This is a genomic window from Nitrosomonas sp. (assembly GCF_019752415.1).
Taxonomy (GTDB): domain Bacteria; phylum Pseudomonadota; class Gammaproteobacteria; order Burkholderiales; family Nitrosomonadaceae; genus Nitrosomonas.
In genome coordinates this window covers 1-25,608 of record NZ_JAIEME010000011.1, presented here as the reverse complement: position 1 = coordinate 25,608, position 25,608 = coordinate 1, and the positions used below count along the sequence as shown (strand labels likewise).

The following is a 25,608-nucleotide window of genomic DNA, read 5'->3' as shown; positions in this document are numbered from 1 at the left end:
TTGTCACTGTAGATTAAGATTCTCGCTTAAGATACGCGGTGTCACAAAAATCAACAATTCGCGTTTATTATCTACTTTAACTGTATTACGAAAAATACTGCCCAGCACAGGAATGTCACCCAAAAGCGGTACTTTATTAACCACTTGATTCTCAGTTCGATCAAAAATACCACCAATCACCACAGTTCCGCCATTTTCTACCAGAACCTTAGTCGTTACTTGTTTGGTATTAATCGGTGGCGGCAGAAATTGATTAATAGGTGTGCCAATCTTATCTTGATTCACATTTAATTCCATATCTATCTGACCATTGTAGGTAATCAATGGTTTAACCTTTAACCTGAGTGTCGCATCCATAAAACGAATGCTTGTAGCACCGCTACTGGTTGCTTGCTGAAAGGGTACCCGATCACCTTGTTCGATAGTGGCTTCTATTCCATGTGCAGTCACAACACGGGGACTTGCGATCACTCTTCCTTTGTTATCAGTTTCTAATGCAGATAATTCGAGATTGATTAACCGACCATTATTAAACTTCATCAAACTGAGCCCCAGTGCAGCTGGCCCGCCTAGTAATCCAGTCGCAGCCGCAGCTGGCAAATTAACATTCAGATTGTTAGCGCCTGCCGCGCCACCGCCACCAGCTAGAGCACTTGAACCAGCCAGATTACCTGAGATTCCCAGCCCCTGACCACCCACACCTGTTGAATTTTGCACACCAAAACGCGCGCCCAAACTTCGACTAAATGTATCAATCGCTTCAACGATACGCGCCTCAATCATAACCTGCCTCTCAAAAACATCTAACCGCTGTATCCGCTTCTTAATCTCACTTAATCTAACGGGAATATCTGTAACCGTTACTGTATTGCTTATCTCATCCAAATTAATCGTACCTCGCTTGCTCAGCATTCCTTCAAACGATAAAGAATTAACCCTACGATGATTCAACTGAAAAATTTCTGAGCGCACAGGCTCCATTTCAGTTACCTGCAGTTGTGCTTCCAAGTCCAGTAACTCTCTGTCGGCCATTTCTTTACGCGGTGCCACAAAAATAATATTGCCTGTCTTTCGCTTATCCAAGTCATGTGCTTGTAACACAATATCAAGCGCTTGATCCCAAGGAACATCTTTTAAACGTAAGGTGAGATTTCCAGAAACGGAATCGCTGGCAATGATATTAAAATTGGTAAAATCAGCGATAACTTGTAGTACCGCTCGCACTTCCACATCCTGAAAATTAAGCGAAAGTCTCTCACCCATATATCCGCCATCAACTCGTTTTTTTCTCGCCAGTTCTTCCTCATCCAAAGTCAGAGCTCTCACTTCCAGAATAAACCGTGTACCAGTCTGACGTGCAGAGTGCTCCCAGCGGCCTCTTGATTTCACCACCATTCGAACGTTATCTCCCTTCTTGGAAGTTTCAATGGTATGCACTGGCGTGGCGAAATCCACCACATCGAATCGTCTTCTCAAGCTATCAGGCAATAGCGTGTCCACGAACTCGACAAAAATATCATCCCCCTGCTGCTGCACATCAACGACTGAGCCCGCTTTTGTCATATCAATTTCTACGCGACCTTCACCATTCGCGCCACGCCGAAAATCAATATCTTGCAGACTATTCAATTTTTTATTGGGCGTCTCTTCGGCAAAACGAACCACTGTATTGACTGTTTGATTCTCCGCCACACTAACCAAATTGATTAACAGTACATTCTCTTGCACCTGGATATCGTGCCGCATTAGTTTCGATAAATTCAGCACCAGCCGGGTTCGATCCCCGACCTGCACGATATTAATACTGCGTAAATCTCCATCGACAGCTTCTTGGATGTTCTTACCCACACCATTAGAAACTTGATAGAAGTCAAAATAAATACGGTAGGGATTGTCCAGCGCGACACCCGTTGGAAGCGTGCCTATGGGGTGATCTAAAGTGAGTTTGGCGATTACTTGGCCATTCCGGAAGGTAGAAATATCAATAGAGCGGATACTGTTCTGGGCTGTTTCTTCAGTTACAGTTGATTCAGCAAAAATTGCCGTTGTAAAACAAACTAACAGTGCTAGCATAACCACGCTTAGGCCATATCTTCTCATTATTAGTAGCTTCATGGCTTTATTCCTAATTTTTCAGCATAAGCACACTCGTCCGTTCAGTCCATTCATTCACACCATCCTGCATAATTTCCGACAGTTTAACTTCTGCTTCTGAAATCTGGTTAATTTTCCCGAAATTCTCGCCTAAGTGATTGCCAATTTTCACCCGATGTAATGTACCATCTGGAGATTTAATTAAAGCAAATATCATATTGTGTCGTTGCAACGAGCCAACCATCGATAAACTTTCCAGCGGATAAGACTCTAATACTTCCTTATGCCGGTTTAAATCAGGTTGAATACCACTTGTAATAGTTTGCGCTTGATCATTTTTACGCGGAACAAATGGACTGGATATATCAAACGCCTCATAAGTAAAATACTGCTGCGGTTTAACTTCTGGCAATGGATCAATCTGTCCATGCAGGCCATCCCCGGAACTCTGAATAAATGCTTCCAAGTCAGCATAGTCATTTTGAGTACAAGCAGTCATCATAGTTAAAGGAATCATAAACAACGCTAGCAGGAAAATGTGTCTTATCATAAATCATTTGTCCTTAGTCTGCTTTGTTATTTCTTCTTCATCCAGATAGCGGAATGTTTTTGCAACAGCATCCAATACTAATTTTCCATCAGTTCCGTGGGTTACGCTAATGTCATTTAATGTCACGATACGTGATAACTGTGCTACATCGCTGGTAAAAGCCCCAATATCATGATAGCTGCCAGTCACACGGATAGAAACCGGGAGTTCGGCATAAAACGCGTGTATCGTTTCATTCGTCGCTGGCTTAAATAATTCAAATTGTAATCCACGCCCTAAACCAGCCTGATTAATGTCTACTAATAATGCTTCCATTTCTGACTTATCTGGCAGTTGTTTCAACAAGGCACGGAGAGATTGCTCAATCTCATTTAATTGCAGACGCAAAGCAGGTAAATTAACAGCATTTCTTTTTTTTGTAAGATAGGTATCTTTTAAAGTTTCTTCTTGCGCTTTAATATTTTCCAGTGTTTCAATTTGCTCCTGCCAAACCAGGAAATGCCCCGCCACGATAATAGCAACAAATAAAATTGTCAAAGCGGCAGCCTTAAATGCTATTGGCCAGTTTCCTGCCTGGTTGATATCGAGCTGGCGTAATTCAAGAAGTAGTTTGTTCATCGCAACCGCGGTCTTAAGATTTCGCAGCAGCAGGAAGTAAATTTTGCACAGCGTCCATCGTTGCCCGCTTGGGCTTTATTTTCATGTTAAATTCATTTTGACGCACATTATTCACAGTCATCGCCTTAATTTCTATCAATAAAGGTGACTCAAGCCACTGGGATGATTCAAGGTTGCGCATCAACACTGAAACCCAGGCATTGGATTGCGCATACCCAACTAAAGTAATGTTATGATCGTCTTGTTTGACACTCTGTAAATATACGCCATCCGGAAGCAGTCTGACCAACTGATCCAGCAAAACAACGACTTCAGATCGGCTGCTTTGTAATGTCTCAACAACTTGCTTACGTGCTATTAACTCCTTAGTCTGCGCTTTTATTTCTTTTATTTCTGCAATTTCCGTATCCAAAATAGCAATCTGGTCAGTTAAGTATTGATTGCGGCCATTCTGGTAATCTATTTCCCCAGCGCCAATTGTTTGAATGCTCATAACAACAACGATCGCTAGTAAACCAACCAATCCTGCCAGAATTACAATCAGTTGTTGTCTCGCTTTACGCCTAAGTTCGCGATGCGGTAGTAGATTAATTCGAATCATGATGGATCAAAACTACGCAGTGCCAAACCACAGGCAATCAACAGAGAAGGTGCGTCCAGATTAAGTTGCCTTGGAATGATCCGACTTGACAACTCCATGGTTGAAAAAGGATTCACAACGAGGGTGCTTACTTGCGTACGTGCTGCGATGATTGCATCTAGCCCAGGAATAGCTGCGGACCCCCCGGCAATAAAAATATAATTAACTTCGGTATACTGCGTCGATGTGTAAAAAAACTGAATAGCACGCATCACTTCAATAGCTAGTGTCTCGCAAAATGGCTGCAAAACATCCGTATTATAGTTTTCGGGTAGGCCGCCATTTCTTTTAGCGGTCTCGGAATCTTCCAACGAAAGATTAAATTGATTCTGAATCTCCTGAGTCAGTTGGTTCCCCCCAAATGGCTGATCTCGCGTATATAATGACTCACCGTTAAGAAGTACATTAATTTTCATGATTGTCGCACCAATGTCAACCAGTGCCATTACCTGATCTTTTCCGCCTTCGGGTAATTGACTCAACGTTAATTCGAATGCAGCCTGCGCTGCATAGGGCTCAACATCCATAATGACTGTTTTAAGACTTGCCGCAAGTGCAACAGCCACACGGTCTTCCACCTTCTCTTTTCGCGATGCAGCAATAAGCACTTCAACTTCTTCTGGATTATTAGGTGCTGGCCTGGTTACTTGAAAGTCCAAATCAACTTCATCTAAAGGAAAAGGAATATATTGACTGGCTTCATTCTCGACTTGAAACACCAAGTCATCTTCGCGTTGCCCATCTGGAACCACAATTTTTTTGGTAATAACATCTGTAGCAGGCAGTGCAAGAACCACATTCTTCTGGCGTGTTCCCATACGTTTCCATCCACGCCTCAGGCATTCACTGACTGCCTCCATGTTTTCGATTGCACCATCCAACATTGCATCTGCTGGCATGGATTCAATCGCATAACGCTCAATCCGATAGGCTTTACTCTCTTTATCTATCAATGATAATTCGACCATTTTTACAGAAGAAGAACTAATGTCCACGCCTATTAGTGGTGGTGACTTCATCTTAAAGAAGTCTAAATTGATAGAAAAATTTCCCTTGAACATTGGCTTATTAGAAGCGATACTCGCAAATTATAAATAAACTACTTAATACTGAATATATGTAAGATACTAATTATCCGCATTAATTCAATATAGTTACTCAACAGAATAAATGATTGATGCTGATTCTGACAGAATCCAAAAAATCTTATTCAAAGAAAAACAATAGATATACCCCCTATAACTGCGTACCTTAACGACCGTATCAATTAATCAAAAAAAATTCATGTTAGCACGTTGGCTGTATTACTTTTTTGTCACATTCTCTGCGTTAGGTCTGATTGGCGTGTTGCTAGCTGGGTTTGCTGCTCTGGTCATCCATTCCAATTTACCATCATTAGAGACACTGACGGATTATCGCCCTAAAATACCATTGCGCATTTATAGTGATGAGGGTCTATTAATTGGGGAGTTTGGTGCGGAGCGTAGAAATGTTGTCAATATTTCCGAAGTACCGGCACAGCTTAAACAGTCGATCCTTGCTGCAGAAGATGATCGCTTTTATGAACATGGCGGTGTTGATTACTTGGGCGTATTACGTGCAGCTTATTCAAATTTTTCTGCAGGCAGTGCGCGCCAGGGTGCCAGTACCATAACAATGCAGGTAGCTCGGAATTTTTTTCTGACCAGAGAAAAAACACTGACGAGAAAATTCAGTGAAGCCCTTTTGGCTTTCAAGATTGAGAGCAATCTTAGCAAAGACAACATCTTAGAACTTTATGTCAACCAAATTTACCTCGGCCAGCGCAGCTATGGTTTTGCAGCAGCAGCACAAACATATTTCGGGAAATCACTGCAAGAAATTAATATTGCTGAGGCTGCCATGTTGGCAGGGTTACCCAAAGCCCCTTCGAGCTATAACCCGATCAGCAATCCTAAGCGCGCTAAAAGCCGGCAACTTTATGTACTAGGCCGATTACACAAACTTAACTACATATCAAGCGAAGAATTACGCGAATTAGAAAAACAACCTATTCTTGTCAAGAAACAGTCGACCGCATTAGCAATGCCAGCTGATTATGTTGCTGAAATGGTTCGTCAGGTGATATATGATCGATACCAAGAAGAAACCTATAGCAAAGGTATCAAAGTCTATACAACTATCCGCCAGTTAGATCAGATGGCTGCCTATCAGGCTCTACGAAAAAATATCGTCGAATATGATAAGCGTCGTGGTTATCGTGGCCCGGAAGCACAGATTAACTTACTAAAACATGGCAGTAATCAGGAAAAAACGCTTGATGATGCCTTGGAAGAAATCAATGAAAGTGGCGATATCTATGCCGCTATCGTATTAAGTGTTAAACATAATTTAGTGCAGGCTTATCGTAAAGGTGGAGAAATCATTGAAATTACCGGTGAAGGACTGAAGTTTGCACAGAAATTTCTGGCTGATAAAAAAGAAGCTGGGAAAAAATACATTACGCCTGGTACATTAATTCGTATACAAAAAGACCAAAAAAGCAGTTGGCATATCGCCCAGCTTCCCGAAATAGAAGCTGCACTTGTTTCCCTTGATCCCAATGATGGCGCTATCCGTGCTTTAATCGGCGGATTTGATTTTCATAAAAATCAATTTAATCATGTCACCCAAGCTTGGCGGCAACCTGGTTCCAGTTTCAAGCCTTTTATTTATTCTGCGGCTTTAGAAAAGGGTTTCACCACGGCCACAATCATTAATGATGCGCCGCTATCATTCAGTGCAGCTCAAACAGGTAGTCAATTATGGGAACCGAAGAATTTTGATGGAAAATTTGAAGGACCTATGCGCTTGCGAACAGCACTAGTAAAATCAAAAAATCTTGTGTCTATCCGCATATTGCAGGCTATCGGCATACGCTATGCGCAGGATTACATTACCCGATTTGGTTTTGATGCAAATCGCCACCCACCCTATTTACCCCTGGCATTAGGATCTGGCTCGGTTACACCAATGCAAATGGCCACTGGATATGCGATTTTTGCAAATGGCGGTTTCCGTGTCACACCCTACTTTATAAAGCGAATTGAAGATGAAAAAGGCAGCACGATCGAACAATTTCATCCCGTAACAGCATTAAATGGCGCCAAACGCGTCATTGATCCCCGTAATGCCTACATCATGACAAGCATGATGAAAGATGTCATCAATCACGGCACAGCCATTAAAGCTAAACAACTAGGACGTAATGATTTAGCAGGAAAAACCGGAACCACCAGTAATTTTATTGATGCCTGGTTTTGTGGTTTCCAAAAAGACTTGGTCACAATCGCCTGGGCAGGATACGATGAGCCTCGATCACTTGGAAATAATGAAACAGGGGGGCGTGTCGCACTGCCTATTTGGATGGATTATATGGGCCCAGCCCTAAAAGATATTCCCATGGCAGAATACAAAATTCCCAATGGTGTTCTTGCAACAAGAATTAATTCAGCAACGGGATTCAGAGATCCCGCCGGAGATATTACAGAATACTTCTATAATGAACAACTACCACCGGTCACTGAGATTTCTGTTGATGATGCGCCCAAAGTAACAAGAGATTTAAAAGACCAGTTATTCTAGTATCACTCCTACTCTTTATTGCATTATGAATTCTTTTTTAACCAATTCGCTGCTTCTATTGCATAGTACGTTAGAATTCCATCAGCACCTGCGCGTTTAAAAGCAAGCAAAGATTCCAACACGCAGGCTTCTTCATCTAGCCATCCATTCATTGCAGCAGCTTTAAGCATTGCATACTCGCCACTGACCTGATATACAAAAGTAGGTGCACCGTATTGATCCTTCACCCGGCGCACAATATCCAAATAGGGCATTCCAGGTTTAATCATCACCATGTCGGCGCCTTCATTTAAATCCAACCCAACTTCCCATAGAGCTTCATCTGAATTTGCTGGATCCATTTGATACGTATACTTATTGCCAGCGCCAAGGTTTGCAGACGAACCAACTGCATCACGAAATGGTCCATAAAAACTTGAGGCATATTTTGCAGAATAAGCCAGAATTCTCGTATGAATAAAATGTTGGCTATCCAAACTGTTTCGAATTGCCGCAATGCGTCCGTCCATCATATCAGAAGGTGCTACAACATCAGCACCAGCTTGTGCATGCATCAATGCTTGCTGACAAAGAGCATTTACTGTTTCATCGTTTAGAACATATCCTGATTGGTCAATCAAGCCATCTTGACCATGACTTGTATAGGGATCCAAAGCTACATCAGTAATCACCCCCAAGTCAGGGAAATTCGTCTTTAATTTCCTGATCATGCTGGGCACCAAACCATCAGGATTATATGCTTCACTCGCTGTCAGATTCTTAAGTTTAGCTTCTATTACCGGGAAAATAGCGATCGCCGGAATACCTAATTGTAAACAATCCTCCGCCTGAGTCATCAAGAGATCAGCGCTCTGTCTTACTACACCTGGCATAGACTTGACATTCTCAGTACGGTTTTTCCCATCCAAAACAAAAACTGGATAAATCAGATCATTAATCTGAAGATGAGTTTCTTGCATGAGACGACGGGAAAACATGTCGCGACGCATACGTCTCATGCGTCTTTGAGGAAATTGGCTATAAGAAAACATAATAAATAGGATAGAAAAAATAAATTAAAAAAACAATACTGTTCGGGAACTAACTCAGTTATTGCACACTCTTATACATGGATATTTTAATTGTGTCCCCCTGTCTTTCCTCTCTGAGGCAGAGTCTTAAGTGATATTAAGGCGGTTCCCCCGGTTTTTCTCCCCTTTAACCGGGGGCTTTTTTTCTTCTCCATGAACCCATAGAGCGAAGCAAAAAGTTTATCGCTTAGCTACTAATTTTAGTTTCTAACCAATCACTAATGACAGTAGTTGCATCTTCAACGCCTGTGGCTGATAAGCTGGAAAATAACTGAACACTGCATTGCGGGTAAGCACTCTTTAAATATAGAGTTACGTCCTTTAAGGTAATATTTGCCCTCTGCGTGCTCAATTTATCAGATTTTGTGAGTAAAATATGGATTGCTTTCCCAGTAGGTGCAAACCAATCAAGCATTTCGATATCAAGCGGTTTTAAAGGATGGCGAATATCCATTATTAAAACTAAGCCTTTGAGTGGCTCACGTGTTTGTAAATAGCGACTCAATAAACTTTGCCAGTGTTGTCGGATGGAATCTGGAACCTTCGCATATCCATAGCCAGGTAAATCGACAAAGAATTGGTCTGAATTTAATTGAAAATAATTAATTAATTGTGTGCGCCCAGGTGTTTTACTAACAAAAGCCAAACGACTTCGATTTGTAAGTGTATTAATAGCGCTAGATTTTCCAGCATTAGATCGCCCGGCAAAAGCAATCTCAATACCTGTATGTAGTGGTAAATCTCGAACATCATTGACTGATGTGTAGAAGGTTATATTGTTAAATCGAGACATAAACTTTTCATAAGACAACAACTCTATATGTATCAGAAAGAATCTTCAGCGATCAAAACGAGCCCTTTCAGCACCAAATTATCAATCGTTTTGATTGGAATCGTGATAAAAGGAGATAATAAAGATACTCCCCCCCCGCTGACAATACTTGTTTTTACAGGGTGATTTATCTTCAATGACAGTAAATTATACATACGTTCAATAGCACCAATGACAGAATGTATAATACCGCTTTGTATCGCACTGTTCGTGTTAATAGGAAAGTCTTCATAAGTACTCATACCAGCATTAAATAATTGAGTACCGCGTTGGAGACTATTAAGCATCAAGTGAAAACCAGGTAGAATAATTCCACCAAGAAATTCTCCAGACTCAGATAGTGCATCTATCGTCACTGCAGTACCTATATTAATGACTAAACAAGCTTGCTGTTGCATTTCCCAAGCAGCTATCAAAGAGGCCCAGCGATCACATCCTAATTGAGCAGGATTGGAATAACTATTAGTAACTCCACATTGGAAAGCGCAGGAGCGAATCCAATGAGGTTTTACCGGCCAACGTGAAATTTGCTCACAGATTTGATTTTTTGTTGCCTCACGAGAAACATGAGAAATAATTATAGATTCTGGAGCCTGCAGAACTTTGAAATCATTTTTAACATCTTGTATTTTATCGTACTGTATCTTGCCAAGTTTTAAACAACAACCATGATTGAACAAACCCCATTTTATGAATGAATTACCAGAGTCAATCGCTAGGATATACGACATCAATTACTCAAAGGGAGTTCAAACGGATAGAAATATCGCCTACGTGGTATGATTTTCGTCCCGAAGAAGTCATTAAACAAATAGAACCATCTTCCTTCACACCATCAACAGTGCCTACGATGACACTATCATTAGGCAATATCAAACTAACCTGATGACGTTCAAAAGCATGATAGCTGATCCATTCCTTCTTAAAATATGCGAAGCCATGGTTTACGAATACAGGTAAAATATTCTGAAATTCAGTGAGTAGTGCACTTAAAATTTGATTACGATCAAAATAAACATCAGAGATTGATAAAAAATCAGTAGTTTTTTGATTTATAATGGATTTAATATTATCAGAGAGCTTATAATTAAAGCCAACACCAATTACCGCATAAGATGGGCCACATATTTCACCACGAAGTTCAATTAATATGCCTGCTAACTTCTTATTACCGACCAAAATATCATTTGGCCATTTAATACTTGCACAAGTAATTGAGAAAGTTCGTAGAACACGAATTATAGCAATTCCGATTATTAAACTAATGCCCGATAGCGCAGATACGCCTTTATCAAACCGCCATCCAAAAGAAAAAGTAAGGCTATCTCCAAATCCACTATACCATAATCTTCCTGCACGGCCACGTCCGTTTGTTTGATACTCAGTAGCAACAACTGGTATACATCTATTATCTACCACTCCATTTTTTAGGTTATCTAATAGAAAAGTATTAGTTGAATCGAGGGTATCAAAAAGAGTTATATTGAAATTTCTGAGATCTATTGAGTTATAACCAAGTATTAAGTTTTTGTTCAGATAAGAAATTGGATTGATCCAGCGAAAACCTAGACCACGAGTATTAACAATTTTAATTCCATAAGAATCAATATCTTTTAGTGAATTTAAAATTTTTGCACGTTTACAAAAAAGTTTTTTCTCTAAAGATTCACCACTCCAATATTGTCCGTCATTTAAAAGCCTAAGAATAGATAATGCACTCTGATTCATACATGACAAAGGCAATAAAATAATTAAAACTAATTAAATTATTATAGTTCAAACAATTAATAACAAATTTATTGAAAAAATTAATTACAAACTCTCGATTTCACCAGGGTTATCCATTAGCTTTTCTACCGGTCTATCAACAAGCTCTACAAGCGCCATAGGGGCATTATCGCCCTTTCTATATCCGAATTTTAGAATTCTAATATATCCCCCTGGTCTTGCAATATAACGAGGGCCTAACTCAATAAAAAGTTTAGTAACATTTTCACGATCACGCAGTCTATTAAAAGCTAAACGTCGATTTGAAAGAGATGGATATTTAGCTAGGGTAATAACAGGTTCAACATATCTTCTTAGTTCTTTAGCCTTTGGAAGAGTTGTTTTAATAACTTCATGTCGCAAAAGAGAGTTAGTCATATTGCGAAACATAGCAGCCCTATGACTACTTGAACGATTTAATTTCCTTAATGCATTATTGTGGCGCATGATTTGAATCCTTAACAAGATTATCAAGATTGGACGGGGGCCAATTGTCCAGTTTCATTCCGAGGGTCAGCTCTCGAGAAGCAAGAACCTCTTTTATTTCATTTAAAGATTTTCTTCCTAAATTAGGTGTTCGTAAAAGTTCAGCTTCCGTTCGCTGTATTAGGTCCCCAATATAATAAATATTCTCAACCTTTAGGCAGTTGGCTGATCTTACAGTGAGCTCCAGGTCGTCAACAGGACGCAACAATATCGGATCAATTTGTGGAATTTGTGGCTGTTCTTTAGGAATAGGTGTGCTTTCTAGATCAGCAAAAACCGATAATTGCTGTACTAAAACACGTGATGCAAAACGTATAGCCTCTTCGGGCTCAACTACTCCATTAGTTTCCAAATCCATCACTAATTTATCAAGATCAGTTCGTTGTTCAACACGGGCACTTTCAACCGTATAACTAACGCGTCTTATCGGGCTAAATGAAGCATCAAGTAAAATCGTACCAATGCTGGTCTCACCATTATTAATTTTTCGCGCCGTAGCAGGAACATACCCTATCCCTCTTTCTATTTTTAGTTGAATATCAATCTTTCCATCAGCTGTTAGATGTGCAATTACATGATCGGGGTTGAGTATCTCTACATCATGACCAACATCAATATCACCTGCCGTTACAACACATTTTCCAGCTTTTCTTAATGAAATGATAGCTTCATCATTATTGTGAAGCTTTAATACTATTCCCTTAATATTCAACAATATATCTACCACATCTTCTTGCACACCATCTAGTGCAGAGTATTCATGGACTACACCAGCGATTTTAACCTCAGTAGGTGCAAATCCTGTCATAGAGGACAATAGTATCCGCCTTAACGCATTTCCTAAAGTATGACCATATCCTCTTTCAAAAGGCTCCATAATCACTTTAGCATGTAAAGGGGAAATATTTTGAACATCAATAATACGTGGTGTTAATAATTCATTACCGTGCATAGTAATGTCCTTTAGGTAATAGCTAGCTAATAGTTTATTTTATTTAGAATATAATTCTACAACTAAGGATTCATTAATTGTTGCAGGTAGATCAGATCGTTCAGGTTTAGATTTGAAAATTCCTTTCATCTCTGTAACATTCATTTCAATCCAAACAGGAAAATTTCGTCTATCAGCTGCAGCTATAGAAGATTTTATTCGTAATTGTTCCTTAGCATTCTTAGCAATTTCGATAGTATCGCCTGCCCTAACTAAATAACTTGGGATATTTACACGTAGCCCATTCACAAGAATACAGTTGTGTCTAACAATTTGTCTTGCTTCTGATCGAGATGAGCCAAAACCCATATGAAAAGCAACATTATCAAGACGACTTTCCAATAACTGAAGTAAATTATCTCCAGTTACACCGCGTTTCCTGTCAGCTGATTTATAAATATTACGGAATTGCTTTTCTAGAATTCCATATATTCTTCTAATTTTCTGTTTCTCACGTAACTGACCACCATAATCAGATAGTCTGCCTTTCTTCTGACCATGCTGACCTGGCGGATAACTTCTTCTCTCAATTGCACACTTATCAGTAAAACATTTTTCGCCTTTTAAGAAAAGCTTTTCGCCTTCGCGTCGACATTGTTTACATTTTGGTTCAAGATTTCTAGCCAACGTACTCTCCTCAGATACGACGTTTTTTTGGTGGACGACAACCATTATGCGGAACTGGTGTTACATCCGAAATACTTGTAATTTTAAATCCGGCTGAATTTAAAGCTCTTACTGCTGAATCACGACCAGGTCCAGGTCCCTTGACCCTGACCTCAAGATTCTTCACGCCACATTCTATTGCGATTTTACTTGCATTTTCTGCAGCAACCTGAGCAGCAAACGGTGTGCTTTTTCGTGAACCTTTAAAACCTGCTCCGCCTGAAGTTGCCCATGATAATGCATTACCTTGCCTATCAGTTATTGTAATAATTGTATTATTAAATGAAGCATGAATATGTGCTATTCCTTCAGACACATTTTTCTTTATTTTCTTACGAACTCTTGTAGCGACCTTAACCATGAAAAAAGAATTCCTTTTTAATATTACATACCTTAAATAAACTTAAAATTTATCTTGCTCGCACAGCTTTACGTGGTCCTTTCCTTGTTCTTGCATTAGTTCGAGTACGTTGACCTCGTACAGGCAAGCCTCGTCTGTGTCGCAATCCTCTATAACAACCAAGATCCATTAATCTCTTAATATTCATAGATATTTCTCGACGCAAATCACCCTCGATAATAATCTTTGAAATATGATCTCGCAATTTGTCAATCTGTTCTTCAGATAAATCTTTTATTTTTTTATCAGTTTCGATGCCAACTACACTACATATGCTTCTTGAACTGGATCTACCAATACCATAAATTGCTGTAAGAGCGATTCCGACATGTTGATGATTTGGTATATTTACGCCAGCTATACGCGCCATTTAATTTTCCTGTCTGTGTATATACAAAGTTATTACAATTATCCTTGTCTTTGCTTATGTCGAGGATCAATACAAATCACTCGAACGATCCGATTACGTCGTATTATTTTACAGTTTCTACAAAATTTCTTTACAGATGCATTTACTTTCATTATTTAATCCTATAAATCAATAATTTTGTATTTCTAAAATGGATAGAACTAATAATTGATTTTATTTAGCTCTAAATGTTATTCTTGCTCTCGTTAAGTCATATGGTGTAAGGTCTACTGTCACTTTATCACCTGGCAATATTCGTATATAGTGCATCCTCATTTTTCCAGAAATATGACCAAGCACTATATGTCCATTCTCTAATTTTACTTTAAACGTTGCGTTAGGGAGTGTTTCGATTATCTCACCTTGCATCTGTATCGTGTCTTCTTTAGCCATTAATTATCATAATTAAATTATCTAGTAGGTAGTTTTCCACTACCTGTTTTAAAATTAGCTTTCTTTAACAAGCTATCATATTGTGAAGACATCACGTGAGATTGAACTTGTGACATAAAGTCCATAGTTACTATAACAATAATTAATAAAGAAGTACCACCAAAATAGAAAGGTACATTCCATTTAAGGATTAAGAATTCAGGTAACAAACAAACGAGGGTTACATATATAGATCCAGAAAGAGTTAAGCGCAACATAATTTTCTCTATATACTTCGTAGTCTGATCACCGGGTCTAATTCCTGGTATAAAAGCTCCACTTTTCTTAAGGTTATCACCTGTTTCTTTTGGATTAAAAACAAGAGCTGTGTAAAAAAAACAAAAGAATATAATCATTACTGCATAAAGTATTACGTATATAGGTTGTCCGGGAGATAGTGCTCCACTAATGTCCTTTAACCATGCCATTGATTCTCCACTTGCAAACCATCCGGCTAAAGTAGCAGGAAATAAAATAATACTTGAAGCGAAAATTGGGGGTATGACACCTGCCATATTAAGTTTTAAAGGCAAATGTGAGCTCTGTCCACCATATATTTTTTGTCCAACCTGACGTTTAGCGTAATTAACTAAAATTCGTCTTTGACCTTTTTCAACAAAGACAACAAATGAAGTAACCAAAGCTGCTGCAAGAAAAATACCTAGCGCTACAAGAAAATGCATAGAGCCAGTGCTAACTAGGTCTAAAGTTCCACCAATTGCGCTCGGCAATCCAGCAGCAATTCCAGCAAATATTATTAACGAAATACCATTTCCGATACCACGCTCTGTAATTTGCTCACCTAACCACATTAAAAAAATTGTACCTGTAACCAATGTAATAACAGTTGTAAGTACAAACATACCATCAGGTTGAATAACTAAACCAGGTTGTGATTGAAGGGCAATAGAAATTCCATAGCTTTGCACTAACGCTAATGCTAATGTTCCATATCGAGTATATTGAGTTATTTTTCTTCGACCACTTTCCCCCTCTTTCTTCAACGCCTCAAGGTAAGGAATTGCTACTGTTCCTAATTGCATGATGATTGAAGCTGAAATATACGGCATTATACCAAGAGCAAAGATAGAAAACCTAGAAAGCGCCCCCCCAGAAAACATATTAAACATACCTAACACACTACTTTCCTGTGCATCAAATAGCTCTTTCAGAGTGACAGGGTCAATGCCAGGTACAGGGACATGCGCTCCTATTCTATAAACAATCAATGCTAGCAATAGAAACCATAAGCGACGTTTCAGATCAGCAAATTTATCAACTGGTTTAACTGATGTTCCTTTTATAGACAATTTATATCCTTATACTTCTATGTAACAGATCCACCATTTTCTTCGATTGCCAATTTAGCTTTGTCAGTAACATGTAATCCATTTATATTAAATAATTTATTACAAATTCCAGTATTTAAAATCTTAACTTTGGTTATTCGATTTGAAATTAGTTTATGTTTCTTTAATGTAGCCAGTGAGACATCATTGTCAGACAAAGAAGTTAAATCGTAAAAATTCAATTCGGAAGCTTTGCATCTATTTATTATACAAAAACCTCGTTTTGGTAGTCTTCTTTGGATTGGCATTTGTCCTCCTTCGAAGCCGATTTTATGAAAACCACCAGCTCGTGATTTCTGGCCCTTATGACCTCTACCACATGTTTTTCCAATTCCTGACCCAATACCTCTTCCAACTCTTAATCTAGTTTTTTTAGATCCCTTCGCTGCTTTAATTGAATTTAAAAACATAATAATTTATTCACACTTTACTAAGTAATTAATTTTATGAATCATGCCACGTATCTCAGGGGTATCAGGAAGCTTTGAAAAACTATTCATTTTACGTAATCCTAATCCGCGTACTGTCGCTCTGTGTGATTGTTTTGTTCCAATTGGGCTTCTCACAAGAGTAATTTTTATTGTTTTTGAATTATTGATATTATCCATTATCATGCCCTAGGATTTCTTTTACTGTTTTACCTCTTTTAGCAGCAATATTTGCTGGCGTGTTCATAGAATTTAGACCTTTAAGTGTAGCTCTGACAACATTATAAGGATTTGTGGAACCAATGCATTTAGCCAAAATATTTGTCATACCCATAACTTCAAATATCGCACGCATCGGTCCTCCGGCAATAATTCCAGTGCCCTCTGGAGCAGGTTGCATATAAACTTTTGCTGCCCCATGCGAAGCAGTTATAGGATGATAAATCGTTCCGTTCTTTATTTTAATTTTAGTAATTCTTCTTCGAGCCTCATCCATTGCTTTCTGTACAGCAACGGGAACTTCTCGTGACTTTCCCTTTCCCATGCCAACACTACCATCTCCATCACCAACCACAGTAAGTGCCGCAAATCCTAAAATGCGACCTCCCTTAACAACTTTTGTAACTCTATTAATAGCAACCATTTTCTCACGTAAATCATCACCGCTTTCTTCTGTACTTGCTGACTTACCATTGGTCTTGTTGATTTTAGCCATTATCAAACCTTAAATTAAAATTTTAAGCCATTCTCACGTGCAGCTTCAGCTAATGCTTTAACTCGCCCATGGTATCTATAACCAGATCTATCAAAAGCAATATTCGATATACCACAATGCTTACCTTTCTCAGCGATTCTTTTACCAATAAAAGTCGCTGCCGCAATATTACTTCCGGTAGCAAAATATTTACGTACATCTGGCTCTAAAGTAGATGCAAAAGTAATAACTTTATTATTTTTATCATCGATGAGCTGAGCATAAATATGAGAATTTGTACGATGCACCGTCAATCTTACTACATCTAATTCTGCTATTTTTATTCGCGTTTTTAATGATCGTCTAATTCTTTTTTCTTTTAAATTCAACATTTTAATCTCAATTATTTTTTCTTCGTTTCTTTGAGAAGAATAACCTCATCATGATATCTTACACCTTTACCTTTGTATGGTTCAGGTTTTCTATAAGCTCTAATATCTGCAGCAATTTGACCTACCTTCTGCTTGTCTATACCTTTTATAATTATTTCAGTCTGAGAAGGTGTTTCAATATTTATCCCATCCGGCACCACATAATCAATCGGATGCGAAAAACCTAAAGTTAAATTAATTTTATTTAAACCAGCTTGAGCTCTATATCCCACACCAACCAATTGCAATTTTTTTTCAAAACCTACTGATACACCACGAACCATATTCGCAACTAATGACCGTATAGTTCCTGACAGTGCGTTAGCATGCTTTGAGTCGTTAGTTGTTTGAACCTTTAAAATATTTTGATTAAGCTCTAATTTAACATCATTAGTTAATGATTGCTGCAGTGTTCCTAAAGGTCCTTTAACTGAAACTTGAAATGGCAATATTTTAATTTCGACATTAGCTGGTATTGTTATCGGGTTCTTGCTTACTCGAGACATTTAAAAAATCCTTTAAACTAAACAACAGTGCACAAAAGTTCACCACCGACACCAACTGATCGAGCCTTACGAACGGTCATTACGCCTTTTGAGGTAGAAACAATGGCTATCCCTAGTCCATTCATAATATCAGGTAGATTTTTACTAGATTTGTATATTCTAAGTCCTGGTTTACTGATACGTTTAATTTGTTCAATTACAGGATAATCAGAATAATATTTGAGAGATATTTCTAAAGTGTTTTTATCATTATCACATATCACACTGTAATCATTAATATATCCCTCATCTTTAAGAACGATCGCTATCGATAACTTAATATTCGAACTTGGCATTTTAACAGATCGTTTGTTTGCCAATTGCGCATTCCTTATTCGAGTTAACATATCTGCAATTGGATCGCTCATACTCATGTCAGTACCTACTATTTGTAAAATAAATAAATTTGTTAATATAAAGAAATTCTTTTGATTAATTTATATAATCAAGCTACCAACTTGCTTTAATAATCCCAGGAATTTTGCCACTCATAGCAATTTCCCTTAACTTATTCCTACCTAAACCAAATTTTGAGTAAACTCCACGAGGTCTACCGGTCAAAGTGCATCTATTTCTTAGGCGTACAGGACTTGCATCTCTTGGCATATTTTGCAAAATCACACGCGCATTAAAACGTTCTTCATCATTGATTTTATTATCATTTATTATTTTAAATAATGAAAGACGTTGTTGTGAGAATTTTTTTACTATCTTTATTCTTTTCAAATTTCTATTAATAATTGAAAGCTTTGCCATTCTAACCTCAATTCTTAAATGGGAAATTAAACGCAGATAATAAAGCTTTTGCTTCAATATCATTCTTTGCTGTTGTAGTAATCGATATATTCATGCCACGCAAAGCGTCAATTTTATCATAATCAATTTCTGGGAAAATAATCTGCTCTTTTATACCCATATTGTAATTACCTCTTCCGTCGAATGATTTACCAGAAATTCCCCGAAAGTCACGAATCCTCGGAATAGCAACTGTGATTAATCTATCTAAAAACTCGTACATTTTTATTCGACGGAGCGTTACCATGCATCCGATAGGATAATCCTGCCTCACCTTAAAAGTTGCTATTGACTTCTTTGCCTTTGTAATAACTGGTTGCTGTCCGCAAATCTTCTTCAAATCGGAAATTGCATGTTCAACAATTTTTTTATCAACAGTTGCTTCACCTAATCCGATATTTAGAGTTATTTTACTAATACAAGGTACCTCCATGACGGATTGGTAACTAAATTGATCGATCAACTGCTTAGTAACAGTGTTACGATAATATTCTTGCAAGCGCGCCATAAATTACGATCCCATATTAAGTTTTAATTAAATCACCAGTAGATTTAAATATACGAGTTTTATTGTTATCAATATCTACTTTAAATCCTACTCTATCCGATTTTTTAGATGAGAAATTATAAATTGCAACATTCGAAATATGGATTGACATTTCTAAATCGACAATACCACCAGCATTGCCAATTGTTGGATTAGGTTTCTGATGCTTTTTTACAGAATTAATACCTTGAACTACAATGCGATCAATTCCAGATGTTCTTAGAACAGATCCTCTTTTCCCTTTATCCTTTCCTGCAATAACTATGACGTCATCACCTTTTCTAATTTTTCGCATAATTGTTCCTTTTTACTACTACAAAACCTCAGGCGCCAGTGATACAATTTTCATGAATCGCGCATTACGCAATTCTCGAGTTACCGGTCCAAAAATACGTGTTCCTATAGGCTCAAATTTATTATTCAACAAAACTGCTGCATTTTCATCGAATTTTAATAATGAACCATCCTGCCGTCTTACCCCTTTTGCGGTTCGAACTACGACAGCATTATACACTTCACCTTTTTTTACACGTCCTCTTGGAGCTGCATCTTTAATGCTTACTTTGATTACGTCACCAATTCCGGCATATTGTCTTTTTGAGCCGCCGAGAACTTTTATGCACATAAGTGATCGTGCACCAGTATTATCCGCCACTTTTAATATTGACTGCATTTGAATCATTTTTATTCGCTTTTGATATTAATAAAAAACTGGTGTCTTTTAAAACCCTTTTACTAGCAATCGAAGCATAAAATTTTATGCCTCAATAATTATTGGACAAATTATGAACTTTGATAAGCCTGCAATTATACCTAATCAATTGCAATAAGAAAAATTAATTATAAACTACAACTAAATCTTAATACTTGATTCTTCATTCAGAATTCCAGTAACTTTCCAACTCTTAGTTCTTGATAAAGGTCTACATTCAACAATTTCAACAAGATCTCCAATTGACAATTGATTATTATCGTTATGTGCATGGTATTTCTTCGTTCGCGTTATAAATTTTCCATATAAAGGATGCTTCAATCTTCGTTCAACAAGAACTGTAACTGTTTTATCCATTTTATTGCTTGTAACACGACCATTTAATGTACGCTTTAGTTTTTCATTAATCATGATTTGATAGCTTCTGAGTTATAACAGTTTTTACTCTTGCAATATCTCTTTTAATTATTTTCAATTGTCTTGTATTTGATAGTTGCTGAGTAGCTAATTGCATCCTCAAACCAAAATGTGCTTTTAGTAAAGAAACAAGTTCTTGATTTAAATCAGTTAATTTCTTTCCTCTTAGATCGCTTGCTTTCATAACTATCCGCCAATTTGTCGTATTGTAAACATTGTCTTTATTGGCAATTTAGCAGCTGCAAGTCGGAATGCTTCTTTTGCCATTTCTTCATTAACACCATCCATTTCATACAACATTTTGCCAGGTTGTATTTCAGCCACATAATACTCTGGATTTCCTTTCCCTTTACCCATTCTTACTTCTGCTGGTTTATGTGAAATTGGCTTGTCAGGGAATATTCGTATCCAAATACGGCCACCCCTTTTAATATGCCTTGTCATTGCTCGACGGGCTGCTTCGATTTGGCGCGCTGTTATCCGACCTCTTCCAATAGCTTTAAGTCCAAACTCGCCAAAGCTTACTTTAGACCCACGTGTAGCTACTCCAGTATTTCTACCTTTTTGTTGCTTTCTATATTTTGTTCTAGCTGGCTGAAGCATTTTTCTCTCCAGAAATCATATTAACTTCTGTGTTTGCTGAATTTTCAGTATTCGTTGTACTTATTAATTCCGTTTCAGAATATCCTATGGTTTCTTTTACACCTTTAATACTCGCGGATTTTGTAAAAACAGCAGATGATTTCTTAGAAGGCTTCTTTCTTTCATTTTCTACATTCGAGTTAGGTGTCGTAAAACTAGCCTGCTCGCCCTTTCCAAGTACTTCGCCTTTAAAGATCCATACTTTTATACCAATAATTCCATATGTTGTCTTAGCTTCTGATGTTCCATAATCCAAATCAGCTCTTAGCGTATGAAGGGGTACTCTTCCTTCGCGATACCACTCTGTACGGGCGATTTCTATTCCATTTAATCTTCCAGAACTCATTATTTTAATCCCTTGTGCACCTAGTCGCATAGCATTCTGCATCGCTCGCTTCATTGCTCTACGAAACATTATTCGTTTTTCCAATTGTTGAGCTATATTATCAGCTATTAATTGCGCATCTAGTTCAGGTTTTCTTATCTCTTCAATATTCACATGAACAGGTACCCCCATTCGCTTTTGAAGTTCATTTCGCAACACTTCTATGTCTTCACCTTTTTTTCCAATCACTACACCGGGGCGTGAACTAAAAATTGTAATTCTTGCATTCTTAGAGGGCCTTTCAATTAAGACTCTACCAACCGAAGCATTCTTTAATCTATCATGAAGAAATTCGCGAACTTTAATATCTTCATTTAGCATAGTGGCAAAATTATTACTATTTGCATACCATCTAGATAACCAATTTTTTTGAACTGATAGACGAAATCCGGTTGGATGTATTTTCTGACCCATATCAATCAATGCCTTTATTTAGTCTGGCCATCACTATCGCCCACTGTAAGCAATATATGGCATGTAGGTTTTACTATTCTATTACCGCGCCCTTTCGCGCGCGCACTAGTTCTTTTCATTGATGTTCCGCGATCAATATATATTGTCGAAATTTTAAGTTCATCAATATCAGCTCCGTCATTGTGCTCTGCATTAGCAATGGCGGACTCTAAAAGCTTTCGTAATATTTCAGCCCCTTTCTTTGGACTAAACTTCAAGATATTTAATGCTTTATCTACAGAAAGTCCTCTGATTTGGTCAGCCACTAGACGTCCTTTTTGTGCTGATAAGCGGACGCCACGTAAAATTGCAGTTGTTTCCATGATTGTTCCTATCTCTTCGTAACAGCTTTTTTGTCGCCAGCATGGCCTTTAAAAGTACGAGTCAGTGAAAATTCACCAAATTTATGACCAACCATATTCTCTGTTATGTAAATTGGTATATGTTGCTTACCATTATGAACAGCAACAGTCAATCCAATAAAATCAGGCAGAATCGTCGATCTTCTAGACCATGTTTTTATAGGCCTTTTATCATTTGTACCTCGTGCTTTTTCTATTTTTGCCGATAAATGAGTATCTACAAACGGGCCTTTTTTTACTGAACGTGCCATTTAACAATCATCCTTTCTTTGAATAACGATGACGGATTATCATCACATCGGTTCTTTTATTATTTCTAGTTCTATAGCCTTTCGCTGGAGTTCCCCATGGACTTACCGGATGGCGTCCGGCTGATGTTCTACCCTCACCTCCACCATGCGGATGATCAATTGGATTCATGGCAACTCCACGAACTGTCGGACGAATTCCTCTCCAACGTACAGCACCTGCTTTACCAATAGATCTCAAGTTATGCTCGGAATTGCCAACTTCTCCAATTGTTGCACGACAATCAATATGAACCTTTCGCATCTCACCTGAGCGAAGTTTAATTTGCGCATAATTCCCCTCGCGCGCTTGTAGTTGAACCGAGGTTCCTGCAGAACGTGCCAGCTGAGCACCTTTACCTGGTAATAATTCAACGCAGTGTATTACTGTTCCCATAGGAATATTACGTAATGGTAAAGTTTCTCCTACTTTAATCTGCGCATTTCTACCACTGCTAATTCTTGCACCAACACTCAACCCTTTGGGTGCAATTATGTATCTTCTCTCACCATCCATATAACAAATTAACGCAATGTTTGCTGTTCGATTTGGATCGTACTCAATACGCTCTACGACAGCTGGGATGTCATCTTTATCACGCTTAAAATCAATCAATCTATAATGCTGCTTATGACCACCACCACGATGTCTTGTCGTAATTCGACCATGATGATTACGGCCAGCAGTTTTTGATTGTTTTTCAATCAAACTTCTATGTGGATCACCTTTATGCAAATCCTTATTAATCAGTCTAACTACAGATCTTCGTCCTGGTGAAGTTGGTTTTAATTTTACTAGCGCCATCACTTAGCCTCTGTCTTAGAAAAATTAGTAAAATTTAACTCCTGCCCTTCCTTGATACTAACAACAGCTTTTTTCCAGTCCGTTCTAGATCCCATAAAACGTCCAAATCTTTTTCGCTTTCCTTTTACATTGATAGTTCGAACATGTTTAACTTCTATTTTTTGTTCTTTCCACAATAATTCAACAGCAGCTTTTATCTCTTTTTTTGTCGCGCTTGTCGCTACGCGGAATACTGATTGATTATTTTTTTCTCCCAGGAATGTTGTTTTCTCTGAAATATGCGGAGCTAATATTATTTTCAATAAACGTTCATGGGTCATATTTACATTATTCATGAGAGAAGTTCCTCAAATTTCTTCAATCCTTCAGTTGTAATAAGAGTTTTTTCATATCTTAAAAGACTAACAGGGTCAACATTCTTCACTTCAACAACAGAAATACCTGGAATATTACGTGACGACAAATACAAATTATCATCAATCTCATGAGTTATCAGCATAACCTCACCTAATCCAAGTGCTTCCAATTTCTCTACTAGAACCCTTGTTTTATGTGTATCAATATCAAATGTATCTGTGACTAGCAATCGATTATCCCTTATTAATTGAGATACAATCACACTAACACCGGCTCTATACATCTTTCTATTTAATTTTTTTCTAAAATTTTCATCAGGACTACTTGGAAAAACCTTTCCACCACCACGCCAAATCGGACTTGAAGCCATCCCTACACGCGCACGTCCTGTACCTTTCTGTCTCCACGGCTTACGTGTAGATTTTGCTACATCTGATCGCCCTTTTTGCGCTCGTGTCGCACCACGCGCATTCGATAAATATGATGTTATGACTTGATGAACAAGTGCCTCATTGTAATCCCTATTAAAAAGCTCATCAGAAACGATAATACTATCTGTTTTCTGATTCTTTTTACCGATAAGCTTTAATTCCATTACCTGTTCACCTTATTACTGTTTATTTTAGCAACTGATTTACTTTTTTTCTTTTATACATGGACGCACAATAACATTTCCATTTCTTGCACCCGGTATTGCACCTTTTATCAGTAATAGACTTCTTTCAGTGTCAACTCTTATTACTTCAAGGTTCTGGGTAGTTCTTTTAACATTCCCTAGGTGGCCAGACATACGTTTGCCTGGAAAAATACGTCCTGGATCTTGCGCCATTCCAATAGACCCAGGCTTATTATGTGCTTTTGAATTACCGTGACTTGCTCTATTGGAAGAAAAATGATGTCGTTTAATGACGCCCGCATATCCTTTCCCAATCGTTATGCCAGATACGTCAACTTTTTGTCCCACTGAAAAAATATCATTCTTAATTACCATTCCATTTTCAAGGTGATTAAGATCTTCATCTTTAGTTAGCCGAAACTCTCTTGAAATGCTCCCAGCTTCAACACCCGCTTTTGCAAAATGACCTGCACTAGCTTTGTTCACCCTACTTGATCTTTTTTCCCCAAAAGAAAGCTGAACAGCTGAATAACCATCTTTCTCAGTTTTCTTTATCTGAGTTACGCGATTATTAGAAACATCAATTACAGTCACTGGAAGACTATCCCCATTTTCTGTGAAGATTCGTGTCATACCGATCTTCCGACCGACTAGTCCTAAGCGCATTTTTATCCTCTTATAAGGAATTATTTATTTCAGTCTATTTCGAGAATTTCTTAAACTAAAAAAATATCCTTTTTCTATTATTGATAATACAGGTTATTTATAATTTAATTTCAACATCCACACCAGCTGGCAAATCTAACTTCATAAGTGCATCGACTGTTTTATCTGTTGGATCAATAATATCCATTAATCTCAGGTGCGTTCTTATTTCAAATTGATCACGTGATGTCTTATTTACGTGGGGTGATCGCAAAACATCAAACCGCTCAATTCTGGTTGGCAATGGGATTGGGCCTTTAACAACCGCTCCTGTTCTTTTTGCCGTTTCAACAATCTCAAGTGCTGATTTATCTATTAACCGATAATCGAAGGCCTTAAGGCGGATTCTTATTTTCTGTTTTTGCATTTATTCGATCCTGATTTTGTAAATTCACTATCAATCTTCATAGATATTTAATGTTCTTTACTTTTTATAATATTTCTAAATCACTCAATAATTTTAGCAACAACACCGGCACCAACCGTTCTTCCACCTTCACGTATTGCAAAACGCAATCCA

39 protein-coding genes and 1 pseudogene are annotated in these 25,608 nt (G+C 37.9%); 1 reads left to right on the top strand and 39 read right to left on the bottom strand.

The window, feature by feature from the left end; all coding sequences use genetic code 11:
• Positions 1-3: 3 nt before the first annotated feature.
• From pilQ to K2P83_RS02570, 5 genes are read right to left on the bottom strand one after another with little or no spacing between them, the layout of a single operon-like run.
• On the bottom strand, positions 4-2,115 hold the full coding sequence (gene pilQ, locus K2P83_RS02590) for a type IV pilus secretin PilQ (protein ID WP_292926315.1): 2,112 nt from the start codon (positions 2,113-2,115) through the stop codon (positions 4-6).
• A 10-nt stretch (positions 2,116-2,125) separates the two neighbouring features.
• Positions 2,126-2,644, bottom strand: a complete 519-nt coding sequence (locus K2P83_RS02585; protein ID WP_292926314.1) for a pilus assembly protein PilP — start codon at positions 2,642-2,644, stop codon at positions 2,126-2,128.
• A gap of 3 nt (positions 2,645-2,647) precedes the next feature.
• The gene (locus K2P83_RS02580; protein ID WP_292926313.1) at positions 2,648-3,262 is read right to left on the bottom strand and encodes a type 4a pilus biogenesis protein PilO; all 615 of its coding nucleotides are present in this window, start codon (positions 3,260-3,262) and stop codon (positions 2,648-2,650) included.
• A gap of 13 nt (positions 3,263-3,275) precedes the next feature.
• Entirely contained in the window at positions 3,276-3,863 is a 588-nt protein-coding gene (locus tag K2P83_RS02575; protein ID WP_292926312.1) for a PilN domain-containing protein, read from the bottom strand.
• The gene (locus tag K2P83_RS02570) at positions 3,860-4,963 is read right to left on the bottom strand and encodes a pilus assembly protein PilM (protein ID WP_292926311.1); all 1,104 of its coding nucleotides are present in this window, start codon (positions 4,961-4,963) and stop codon (positions 3,860-3,862) included. The genes K2P83_RS02575 and K2P83_RS02570 overlap by 4 nt, the downstream gene beginning before the upstream one ends.
• A gap of 223 nt (positions 4,964-5,186) precedes the next feature.
• On the opposite strand from K2P83_RS02570, the gene K2P83_RS02565 reads away from it, so the two are divergent.
• Positions 5,187-7,505, top strand: a complete 2,319-nt coding sequence (locus tag K2P83_RS02565; protein ID WP_292926310.1) for a penicillin-binding protein 1A — start codon at positions 5,187-5,189, stop codon at positions 7,503-7,505.
• A 23-nt stretch (positions 7,506-7,528) separates the two neighbouring features.
• Here K2P83_RS02565 and hemB read toward each other — a convergent pair whose 3' ends face one another.
• The 34 genes and pseudogenes from hemB to K2P83_RS02395 form a co-directional block, all read right to left on the bottom strand.
• Complete coding sequence (gene hemB / locus K2P83_RS02560; protein ID WP_292926309.1) at positions 7,529-8,536, bottom strand: porphobilinogen synthase; 1,008 nt, start codon at positions 8,534-8,536, stop codon at positions 7,529-7,531.
• 226 nt (positions 8,537-8,762) lie between these two features.
• Positions 8,763-9,368 (bottom strand): ribosome biogenesis GTP-binding protein YihA/YsxC, encoded by a 606-nt coding sequence (yihA, locus tag K2P83_RS02555; protein WP_292926308.1) that lies wholly within the window; start codon positions 9,366-9,368, stop codon positions 8,763-8,765.
• 32 nt (positions 9,369-9,400) lie between these two features.
• A complete protein-coding gene (locus tag K2P83_RS02550) occupies positions 9,401-10,138 on the bottom strand; it encodes a type III pantothenate kinase (protein ID WP_292926307.1) in 738 nt (245 codons plus the stop codon).
• Positions 10,139-10,145: 7 nt separating this feature from the next.
• A complete protein-coding gene (locus K2P83_RS02545; protein WP_292926306.1) occupies positions 10,146-11,135 on the bottom strand; it encodes a biotin--[acetyl-CoA-carboxylase] ligase in 990 nt (329 codons plus the stop codon).
• An 84-nt stretch (positions 11,136-11,219) separates the two neighbouring features.
• On the bottom strand, positions 11,220-11,621 hold the full coding sequence (gene rplQ / locus K2P83_RS02540) for a 50S ribosomal protein L17 (RefSeq protein WP_292926305.1): 402 nt from the start codon (positions 11,619-11,621) through the stop codon (positions 11,220-11,222).
• The gene (rpoA, locus tag K2P83_RS02535; RefSeq protein ID WP_292926304.1) at positions 11,608-12,612 is read right to left on the bottom strand and encodes a DNA-directed RNA polymerase subunit alpha; all 1,005 of its coding nucleotides are present in this window, start codon (positions 12,610-12,612) and stop codon (positions 11,608-11,610) included. Before rpoA ends, rplQ begins: the two co-directional genes overlap by 14 nt.
• Before the next feature lie 39 nt (positions 12,613-12,651).
• Positions 12,652-13,278, bottom strand: coding sequence for a 30S ribosomal protein S4 (gene rpsD, locus K2P83_RS02530; RefSeq protein ID WP_292926303.1), 627 nt, complete (start codon positions 13,276-13,278; stop codon positions 12,652-12,654).
• A 10-nt stretch (positions 13,279-13,288) separates the two neighbouring features.
• Positions 13,289-13,678 carry a 30S ribosomal protein S11 gene (rpsK, locus tag K2P83_RS02525; RefSeq protein WP_292926302.1) on the bottom strand — a complete coding sequence of 130 codons (390 nt, stop codon included), beginning with the start codon at positions 13,676-13,678 and terminating at the stop codon, positions 13,289-13,291.
• Between the two features lie 49 nt (positions 13,679-13,727).
• Entirely contained in the window at positions 13,728-14,087 is a 360-nt protein-coding gene (gene rpsM / locus K2P83_RS02520; protein ID WP_292926301.1) for a 30S ribosomal protein S13, read from the bottom strand.
• A 38-nt stretch (positions 14,088-14,125) separates the two neighbouring features.
• On the bottom strand, positions 14,126-14,239 hold the full coding sequence (gene rpmJ / locus K2P83_RS02515) for a 50S ribosomal protein L36 (protein ID WP_292926300.1): 114 nt from the start codon (positions 14,237-14,239) through the stop codon (positions 14,126-14,128).
• Positions 14,240-14,300: 61 nt separating this feature from the next.
• The gene (gene infA / locus K2P83_RS02510) at positions 14,301-14,519 is read right to left on the bottom strand and encodes a translation initiation factor IF-1 (RefSeq protein ID WP_292926299.1); all 219 of its coding nucleotides are present in this window, start codon (positions 14,517-14,519) and stop codon (positions 14,301-14,303) included.
• Positions 14,520-14,536: 17 nt separating this feature from the next.
• On the bottom strand, positions 14,537-15,868 hold the full coding sequence (gene secY / locus K2P83_RS02505) for a preprotein translocase subunit SecY (protein WP_292926298.1): 1,332 nt from the start codon (positions 15,866-15,868) through the stop codon (positions 14,537-14,539).
• A gap of 17 nt (positions 15,869-15,885) precedes the next feature.
• Entirely contained in the window at positions 15,886-16,317 is a 432-nt protein-coding gene (gene rplO / locus K2P83_RS02500; RefSeq protein WP_292926297.1) for a 50S ribosomal protein L15, read from the bottom strand.
• Positions 16,318-16,323: 6 nt separating this feature from the next.
• On the bottom strand, positions 16,324-16,506 hold the full coding sequence (rpmD, locus tag K2P83_RS02495) for a 50S ribosomal protein L30 (protein WP_292926364.1): 183 nt from the start codon (positions 16,504-16,506) through the stop codon (positions 16,324-16,326).
• 1 nt (position 16,507) lies between these two features.
• A complete protein-coding gene (rpsE, locus tag K2P83_RS02490; protein WP_292926296.1) occupies positions 16,508-17,050 on the bottom strand; it encodes a 30S ribosomal protein S5 in 543 nt (180 codons plus the stop codon).
• Positions 17,051-17,064: 14 nt separating this feature from the next.
• Complete coding sequence (rplR, locus tag K2P83_RS02485) at positions 17,065-17,421, bottom strand: 50S ribosomal protein L18 (protein ID WP_292926295.1); 357 nt, start codon at positions 17,419-17,421, stop codon at positions 17,065-17,067.
• 11 nt (positions 17,422-17,432) lie between these two features.
• The gene (gene rplF / locus K2P83_RS02480) at positions 17,433-17,966 is read right to left on the bottom strand and encodes a 50S ribosomal protein L6 (protein ID WP_292926294.1); all 534 of its coding nucleotides are present in this window, start codon (positions 17,964-17,966) and stop codon (positions 17,433-17,435) included.
• A 17-nt stretch (positions 17,967-17,983) separates the two neighbouring features.
• A complete protein-coding gene (rpsH, locus tag K2P83_RS02475) occupies positions 17,984-18,379 on the bottom strand; it encodes a 30S ribosomal protein S8 (RefSeq protein WP_292926293.1) in 396 nt (131 codons plus the stop codon).
• A gap of 76 nt (positions 18,380-18,455) precedes the next feature.
• Positions 18,456-18,761 (bottom strand): 30S ribosomal protein S14, encoded by a 306-nt coding sequence (rpsN, locus tag K2P83_RS02470; protein WP_292926292.1) that lies wholly within the window; start codon positions 18,759-18,761, stop codon positions 18,456-18,458.
• 7 nt (positions 18,762-18,768) lie between these two features.
• Positions 18,769-19,308, bottom strand: a complete 540-nt coding sequence (rplE, locus tag K2P83_RS02465; protein WP_292926291.1) for a 50S ribosomal protein L5 — start codon at positions 19,306-19,308, stop codon at positions 18,769-18,771.
• A gap of 16 nt (positions 19,309-19,324) precedes the next feature.
• Complete coding sequence (gene rplX, locus K2P83_RS02460; protein WP_292926290.1) at positions 19,325-19,642, bottom strand: 50S ribosomal protein L24; 318 nt, start codon at positions 19,640-19,642, stop codon at positions 19,325-19,327.
• An 18-nt stretch (positions 19,643-19,660) separates the two neighbouring features.
• Complete coding sequence (gene rplN / locus K2P83_RS02455; RefSeq protein WP_292926289.1) at positions 19,661-20,029, bottom strand: 50S ribosomal protein L14; 369 nt, start codon at positions 20,027-20,029, stop codon at positions 19,661-19,663.
• A 171-nt stretch (positions 20,030-20,200) separates the two neighbouring features.
• Entirely contained in the window at positions 20,201-20,470 is a 270-nt protein-coding gene (rpsQ, locus tag K2P83_RS02450) for a 30S ribosomal protein S17 (protein WP_292926288.1), read from the bottom strand.
• On the bottom strand, positions 20,463-20,660 hold the full coding sequence (gene rpmC / locus K2P83_RS02445; protein ID WP_292926287.1) for a 50S ribosomal protein L29: 198 nt from the start codon (positions 20,658-20,660) through the stop codon (positions 20,463-20,465). The genes rpsQ and rpmC overlap by 8 nt, the downstream gene beginning before the upstream one ends.
• A gap of 2 nt (positions 20,661-20,662) precedes the next feature.
• Entirely contained in the window at positions 20,663-21,079 is a 417-nt protein-coding gene (gene rplP, locus K2P83_RS02440) for a 50S ribosomal protein L16 (RefSeq protein ID WP_292926286.1), read from the bottom strand.
• Positions 21,063-21,917: a 30S ribosomal protein S3 gene (rpsC, locus tag K2P83_RS02435; RefSeq protein WP_292926285.1), complete on the bottom strand. Its 855-nt coding sequence runs from the start codon at positions 21,915-21,917 to the stop codon at positions 21,063-21,065. Before rpsC ends, rplP begins: the two co-directional genes overlap by 17 nt.
• A gap of 14 nt (positions 21,918-21,931) precedes the next feature.
• Positions 21,932-22,279: a 50S ribosomal protein L22 gene (rplV, locus tag K2P83_RS02430; protein WP_292926284.1), complete on the bottom strand. Its 348-nt coding sequence runs from the start codon at positions 22,277-22,279 to the stop codon at positions 21,932-21,934.
• A gap of 8 nt (positions 22,280-22,287) precedes the next feature.
• A complete protein-coding gene (gene rpsS, locus K2P83_RS02425; RefSeq protein WP_292926283.1) occupies positions 22,288-22,569 on the bottom strand; it encodes a 30S ribosomal protein S19 in 282 nt (93 codons plus the stop codon).
• A gap of 7 nt (positions 22,570-22,576) precedes the next feature.
• Positions 22,577-23,410 carry a 50S ribosomal protein L2 gene (rplB, locus tag K2P83_RS02420; RefSeq protein ID WP_292926282.1) on the bottom strand — a complete coding sequence of 278 codons (834 nt, stop codon included), beginning with the start codon at positions 23,408-23,410 and terminating at the stop codon, positions 22,577-22,579.
• Positions 23,410-23,745, bottom strand: coding sequence for a 50S ribosomal protein L23 (gene rplW / locus K2P83_RS02415; protein ID WP_292926281.1), 336 nt, complete (start codon positions 23,743-23,745; stop codon positions 23,410-23,412). Before rplW ends, rplB begins: the two co-directional genes overlap by 1 nt.
• Positions 23,742-24,362, bottom strand: coding sequence for a 50S ribosomal protein L4 (gene rplD, locus K2P83_RS02410; RefSeq protein WP_292926280.1), 621 nt, complete (start codon positions 24,360-24,362; stop codon positions 23,742-23,744). The genes rplW and rplD overlap by 4 nt, the downstream gene beginning before the upstream one ends.
• 39 nt (positions 24,363-24,401) lie before the next feature.
• On the bottom strand, positions 24,402-25,049 hold the full coding sequence (gene rplC, locus K2P83_RS02405) for a 50S ribosomal protein L3 (protein WP_292926279.1): 648 nt from the start codon (positions 25,047-25,049) through the stop codon (positions 24,402-24,404).
• A 97-nt stretch (positions 25,050-25,146) separates the two neighbouring features.
• Positions 25,147-25,455, bottom strand: a complete 309-nt coding sequence (rpsJ, locus tag K2P83_RS02400; protein WP_292926278.1) for a 30S ribosomal protein S10 — start codon at positions 25,453-25,455, stop codon at positions 25,147-25,149.
• Between the two features lie 80 nt (positions 25,456-25,535).
• Positions 25,536-25,608, bottom strand: a pseudogene (locus tag K2P83_RS02395) (elongation factor Tu); the annotation flags it as partial.

Bases quoted from the DNA above. Each gene is read 5' to 3' on its own strand.
- rpsE (WP_292926296.1), bottom strand. From the start codon at position 17,050: ATGGCTAAAATCAACAAGACCAATGGTAAGTCAGCAAGTACAGAAGAA.
- rpsC (WP_292926285.1), bottom strand. From the start codon at position 21,917: ATGGGTCAGAAAATACATCCAACCGGATTTCGTCTATCAGTTCAAAAA.
- K2P83_RS02570 (WP_292926311.1), bottom strand. From the start codon at position 4,963: ATGTTCAAGGGAAATTTTTCTATCAATTTAGACTTCTTTAAGATGAAG.
- rplN (WP_292926289.1), bottom strand. From the start codon at position 20,029: ATGATTCAAATGCAGTCAATATTAAAAGTGGCGGATAATACTGGTGCA.
- K2P83_RS02545 (WP_292926306.1), bottom strand. From the start codon at position 11,135: ATGAATCAGAGTGCATTATCTATTCTTAGGCTTTTAAATGACGGACAA.
- rplF (WP_292926294.1), bottom strand. From the start codon at position 17,966: ATGTCTCGAGTAAGCAAGAACCCGATAACAATACCAGCTAATGTCGAA.
- rpoA (WP_292926304.1), bottom strand. From the start codon at position 12,612: ATGCACGGTAATGAATTATTAACACCACGTATTATTGATGTTCAAAAT.
- rpsM (WP_292926301.1), bottom strand. From the start codon at position 14,087: ATGGCGCGTATAGCTGGCGTAAATATACCAAATCATCAACATGTCGGA.
- rplX (WP_292926290.1), bottom strand. From the start codon at position 19,642: ATGCGAAAAATTAGAAAAGGTGATGACGTCATAGTTATTGCAGGAAAG.
- K2P83_RS02575 (WP_292926312.1), bottom strand. From the start codon at position 3,863: ATGATTCGAATTAATCTACTACCGCATCGCGAACTTAGGCGTAAAGCG.
- rplD (WP_292926280.1), bottom strand. From the start codon at position 24,362: ATGGAATTAAAGCTTATCGGTAAAAAGAATCAGAAAACAGATAGTATT.
- K2P83_RS02565 (WP_292926310.1), top strand. From the start codon at position 5,187: ATGTTAGCACGTTGGCTGTATTACTTTTTTGTCACATTCTCTGCGTTA.
- rplP (WP_292926286.1), bottom strand. From the start codon at position 21,079: ATGCTTCAGCCAGCTAGAACAAAATATAGAAAGCAACAAAAAGGTAGA.
- rplW (WP_292926281.1), bottom strand. From the start codon at position 23,745: ATGAATAATGTAAATATGACCCATGAACGTTTATTGAAAATAATATTA.
- K2P83_RS02550 (WP_292926307.1), bottom strand. From the start codon at position 10,138: ATGTCGTATATCCTAGCGATTGACTCTGGTAATTCATTCATAAAATGG.
- rpsQ (WP_292926288.1), bottom strand. From the start codon at position 20,470: ATGATTAATGAAAAACTAAAGCGTACATTAAATGGTCGTGTTACAAGC.
- rplC (WP_292926279.1), bottom strand. From the start codon at position 25,049: ATGCGCTTAGGACTAGTCGGTCGGAAGATCGGTATGACACGAATCTTC.
- rplQ (WP_292926305.1), bottom strand. From the start codon at position 11,621: ATGCGCCACAATAATGCATTAAGGAAATTAAATCGTTCAAGTAGTCAT.
- rpsS (WP_292926283.1), bottom strand. From the start codon at position 22,569: ATGGCACGTTCAGTAAAAAAAGGCCCGTTTGTAGATACTCATTTATCG.
- rplV (WP_292926284.1), bottom strand. From the start codon at position 22,279: ATGGAAACAACTGCAATTTTACGTGGCGTCCGCTTATCAGCACAAAAA.
- rplE (WP_292926291.1), bottom strand. From the start codon at position 19,308: ATGGCGCGCTTGCAAGAATATTATCGTAACACTGTTACTAAGCAGTTG.
- hemB (WP_292926309.1), bottom strand. From the start codon at position 8,536: ATGTTTTCTTATAGCCAATTTCCTCAAAGACGCATGAGACGTATGCGT.
- rplB (WP_292926282.1), bottom strand. From the start codon at position 23,410: ATGGCGCTAGTAAAATTAAAACCAACTTCACCAGGACGAAGATCTGTA.
- K2P83_RS02585 (WP_292926314.1), bottom strand. From the start codon at position 2,644: ATGATAAGACACATTTTCCTGCTAGCGTTGTTTATGATTCCTTTAACT.
- yihA (WP_292926308.1), bottom strand. From the start codon at position 9,368: ATGTCTCGATTTAACAATATAACCTTCTACACATCAGTCAATGATGTT.
- rpmJ (WP_292926300.1), bottom strand. From the start codon at position 14,239: ATGAAAGTAAATGCATCTGTAAAGAAATTTTGTAGAAACTGTAAAATA.
- pilQ (WP_292926315.1), bottom strand. From the start codon at position 2,115: ATGAAGCTACTAATAATGAGAAGATATGGCCTAAGCGTGGTTATGCTA.
- rpsJ (WP_292926278.1), bottom strand. From the start codon at position 25,455: ATGCAAAAACAGAAAATAAGAATCCGCCTTAAGGCCTTCGATTATCGG.
- rplO (WP_292926297.1), bottom strand. From the start codon at position 16,317: ATGTTTTTAAATTCAATTAAAGCAGCGAAGGGATCTAAAAAAACTAGA.
- rpmC (WP_292926287.1), bottom strand. From the start codon at position 20,660: ATGAAAGCAAGCGATCTAAGAGGAAAGAAATTAACTGATTTAAATCAA.
- K2P83_RS02580 (WP_292926313.1), bottom strand. From the start codon at position 3,262: ATGAACAAACTACTTCTTGAATTACGCCAGCTCGATATCAACCAGGCA.
- rplR (WP_292926295.1), bottom strand. From the start codon at position 17,421: ATGTTGAATTTAAAAGAAAAAAGAATTAGACGATCATTAAAAACGCGA.
- infA (WP_292926299.1), bottom strand. From the start codon at position 14,519: ATGGCTAAAGAAGACACGATACAGATGCAAGGTGAGATAATCGAAACA.
- rpsH (WP_292926293.1), bottom strand. From the start codon at position 18,379: ATGAGTATGAGCGATCCAATTGCAGATATGTTAACTCGAATAAGGAAT.
- rpsK (WP_292926302.1), bottom strand. From the start codon at position 13,678: ATGGTTAAGGTCGCTACAAGAGTTCGTAAGAAAATAAAGAAAAATGTG.
- rpsN (WP_292926292.1), bottom strand. From the start codon at position 18,761: ATGGCAAAGCTTTCAATTATTAATAGAAATTTGAAAAGAATAAAGATA.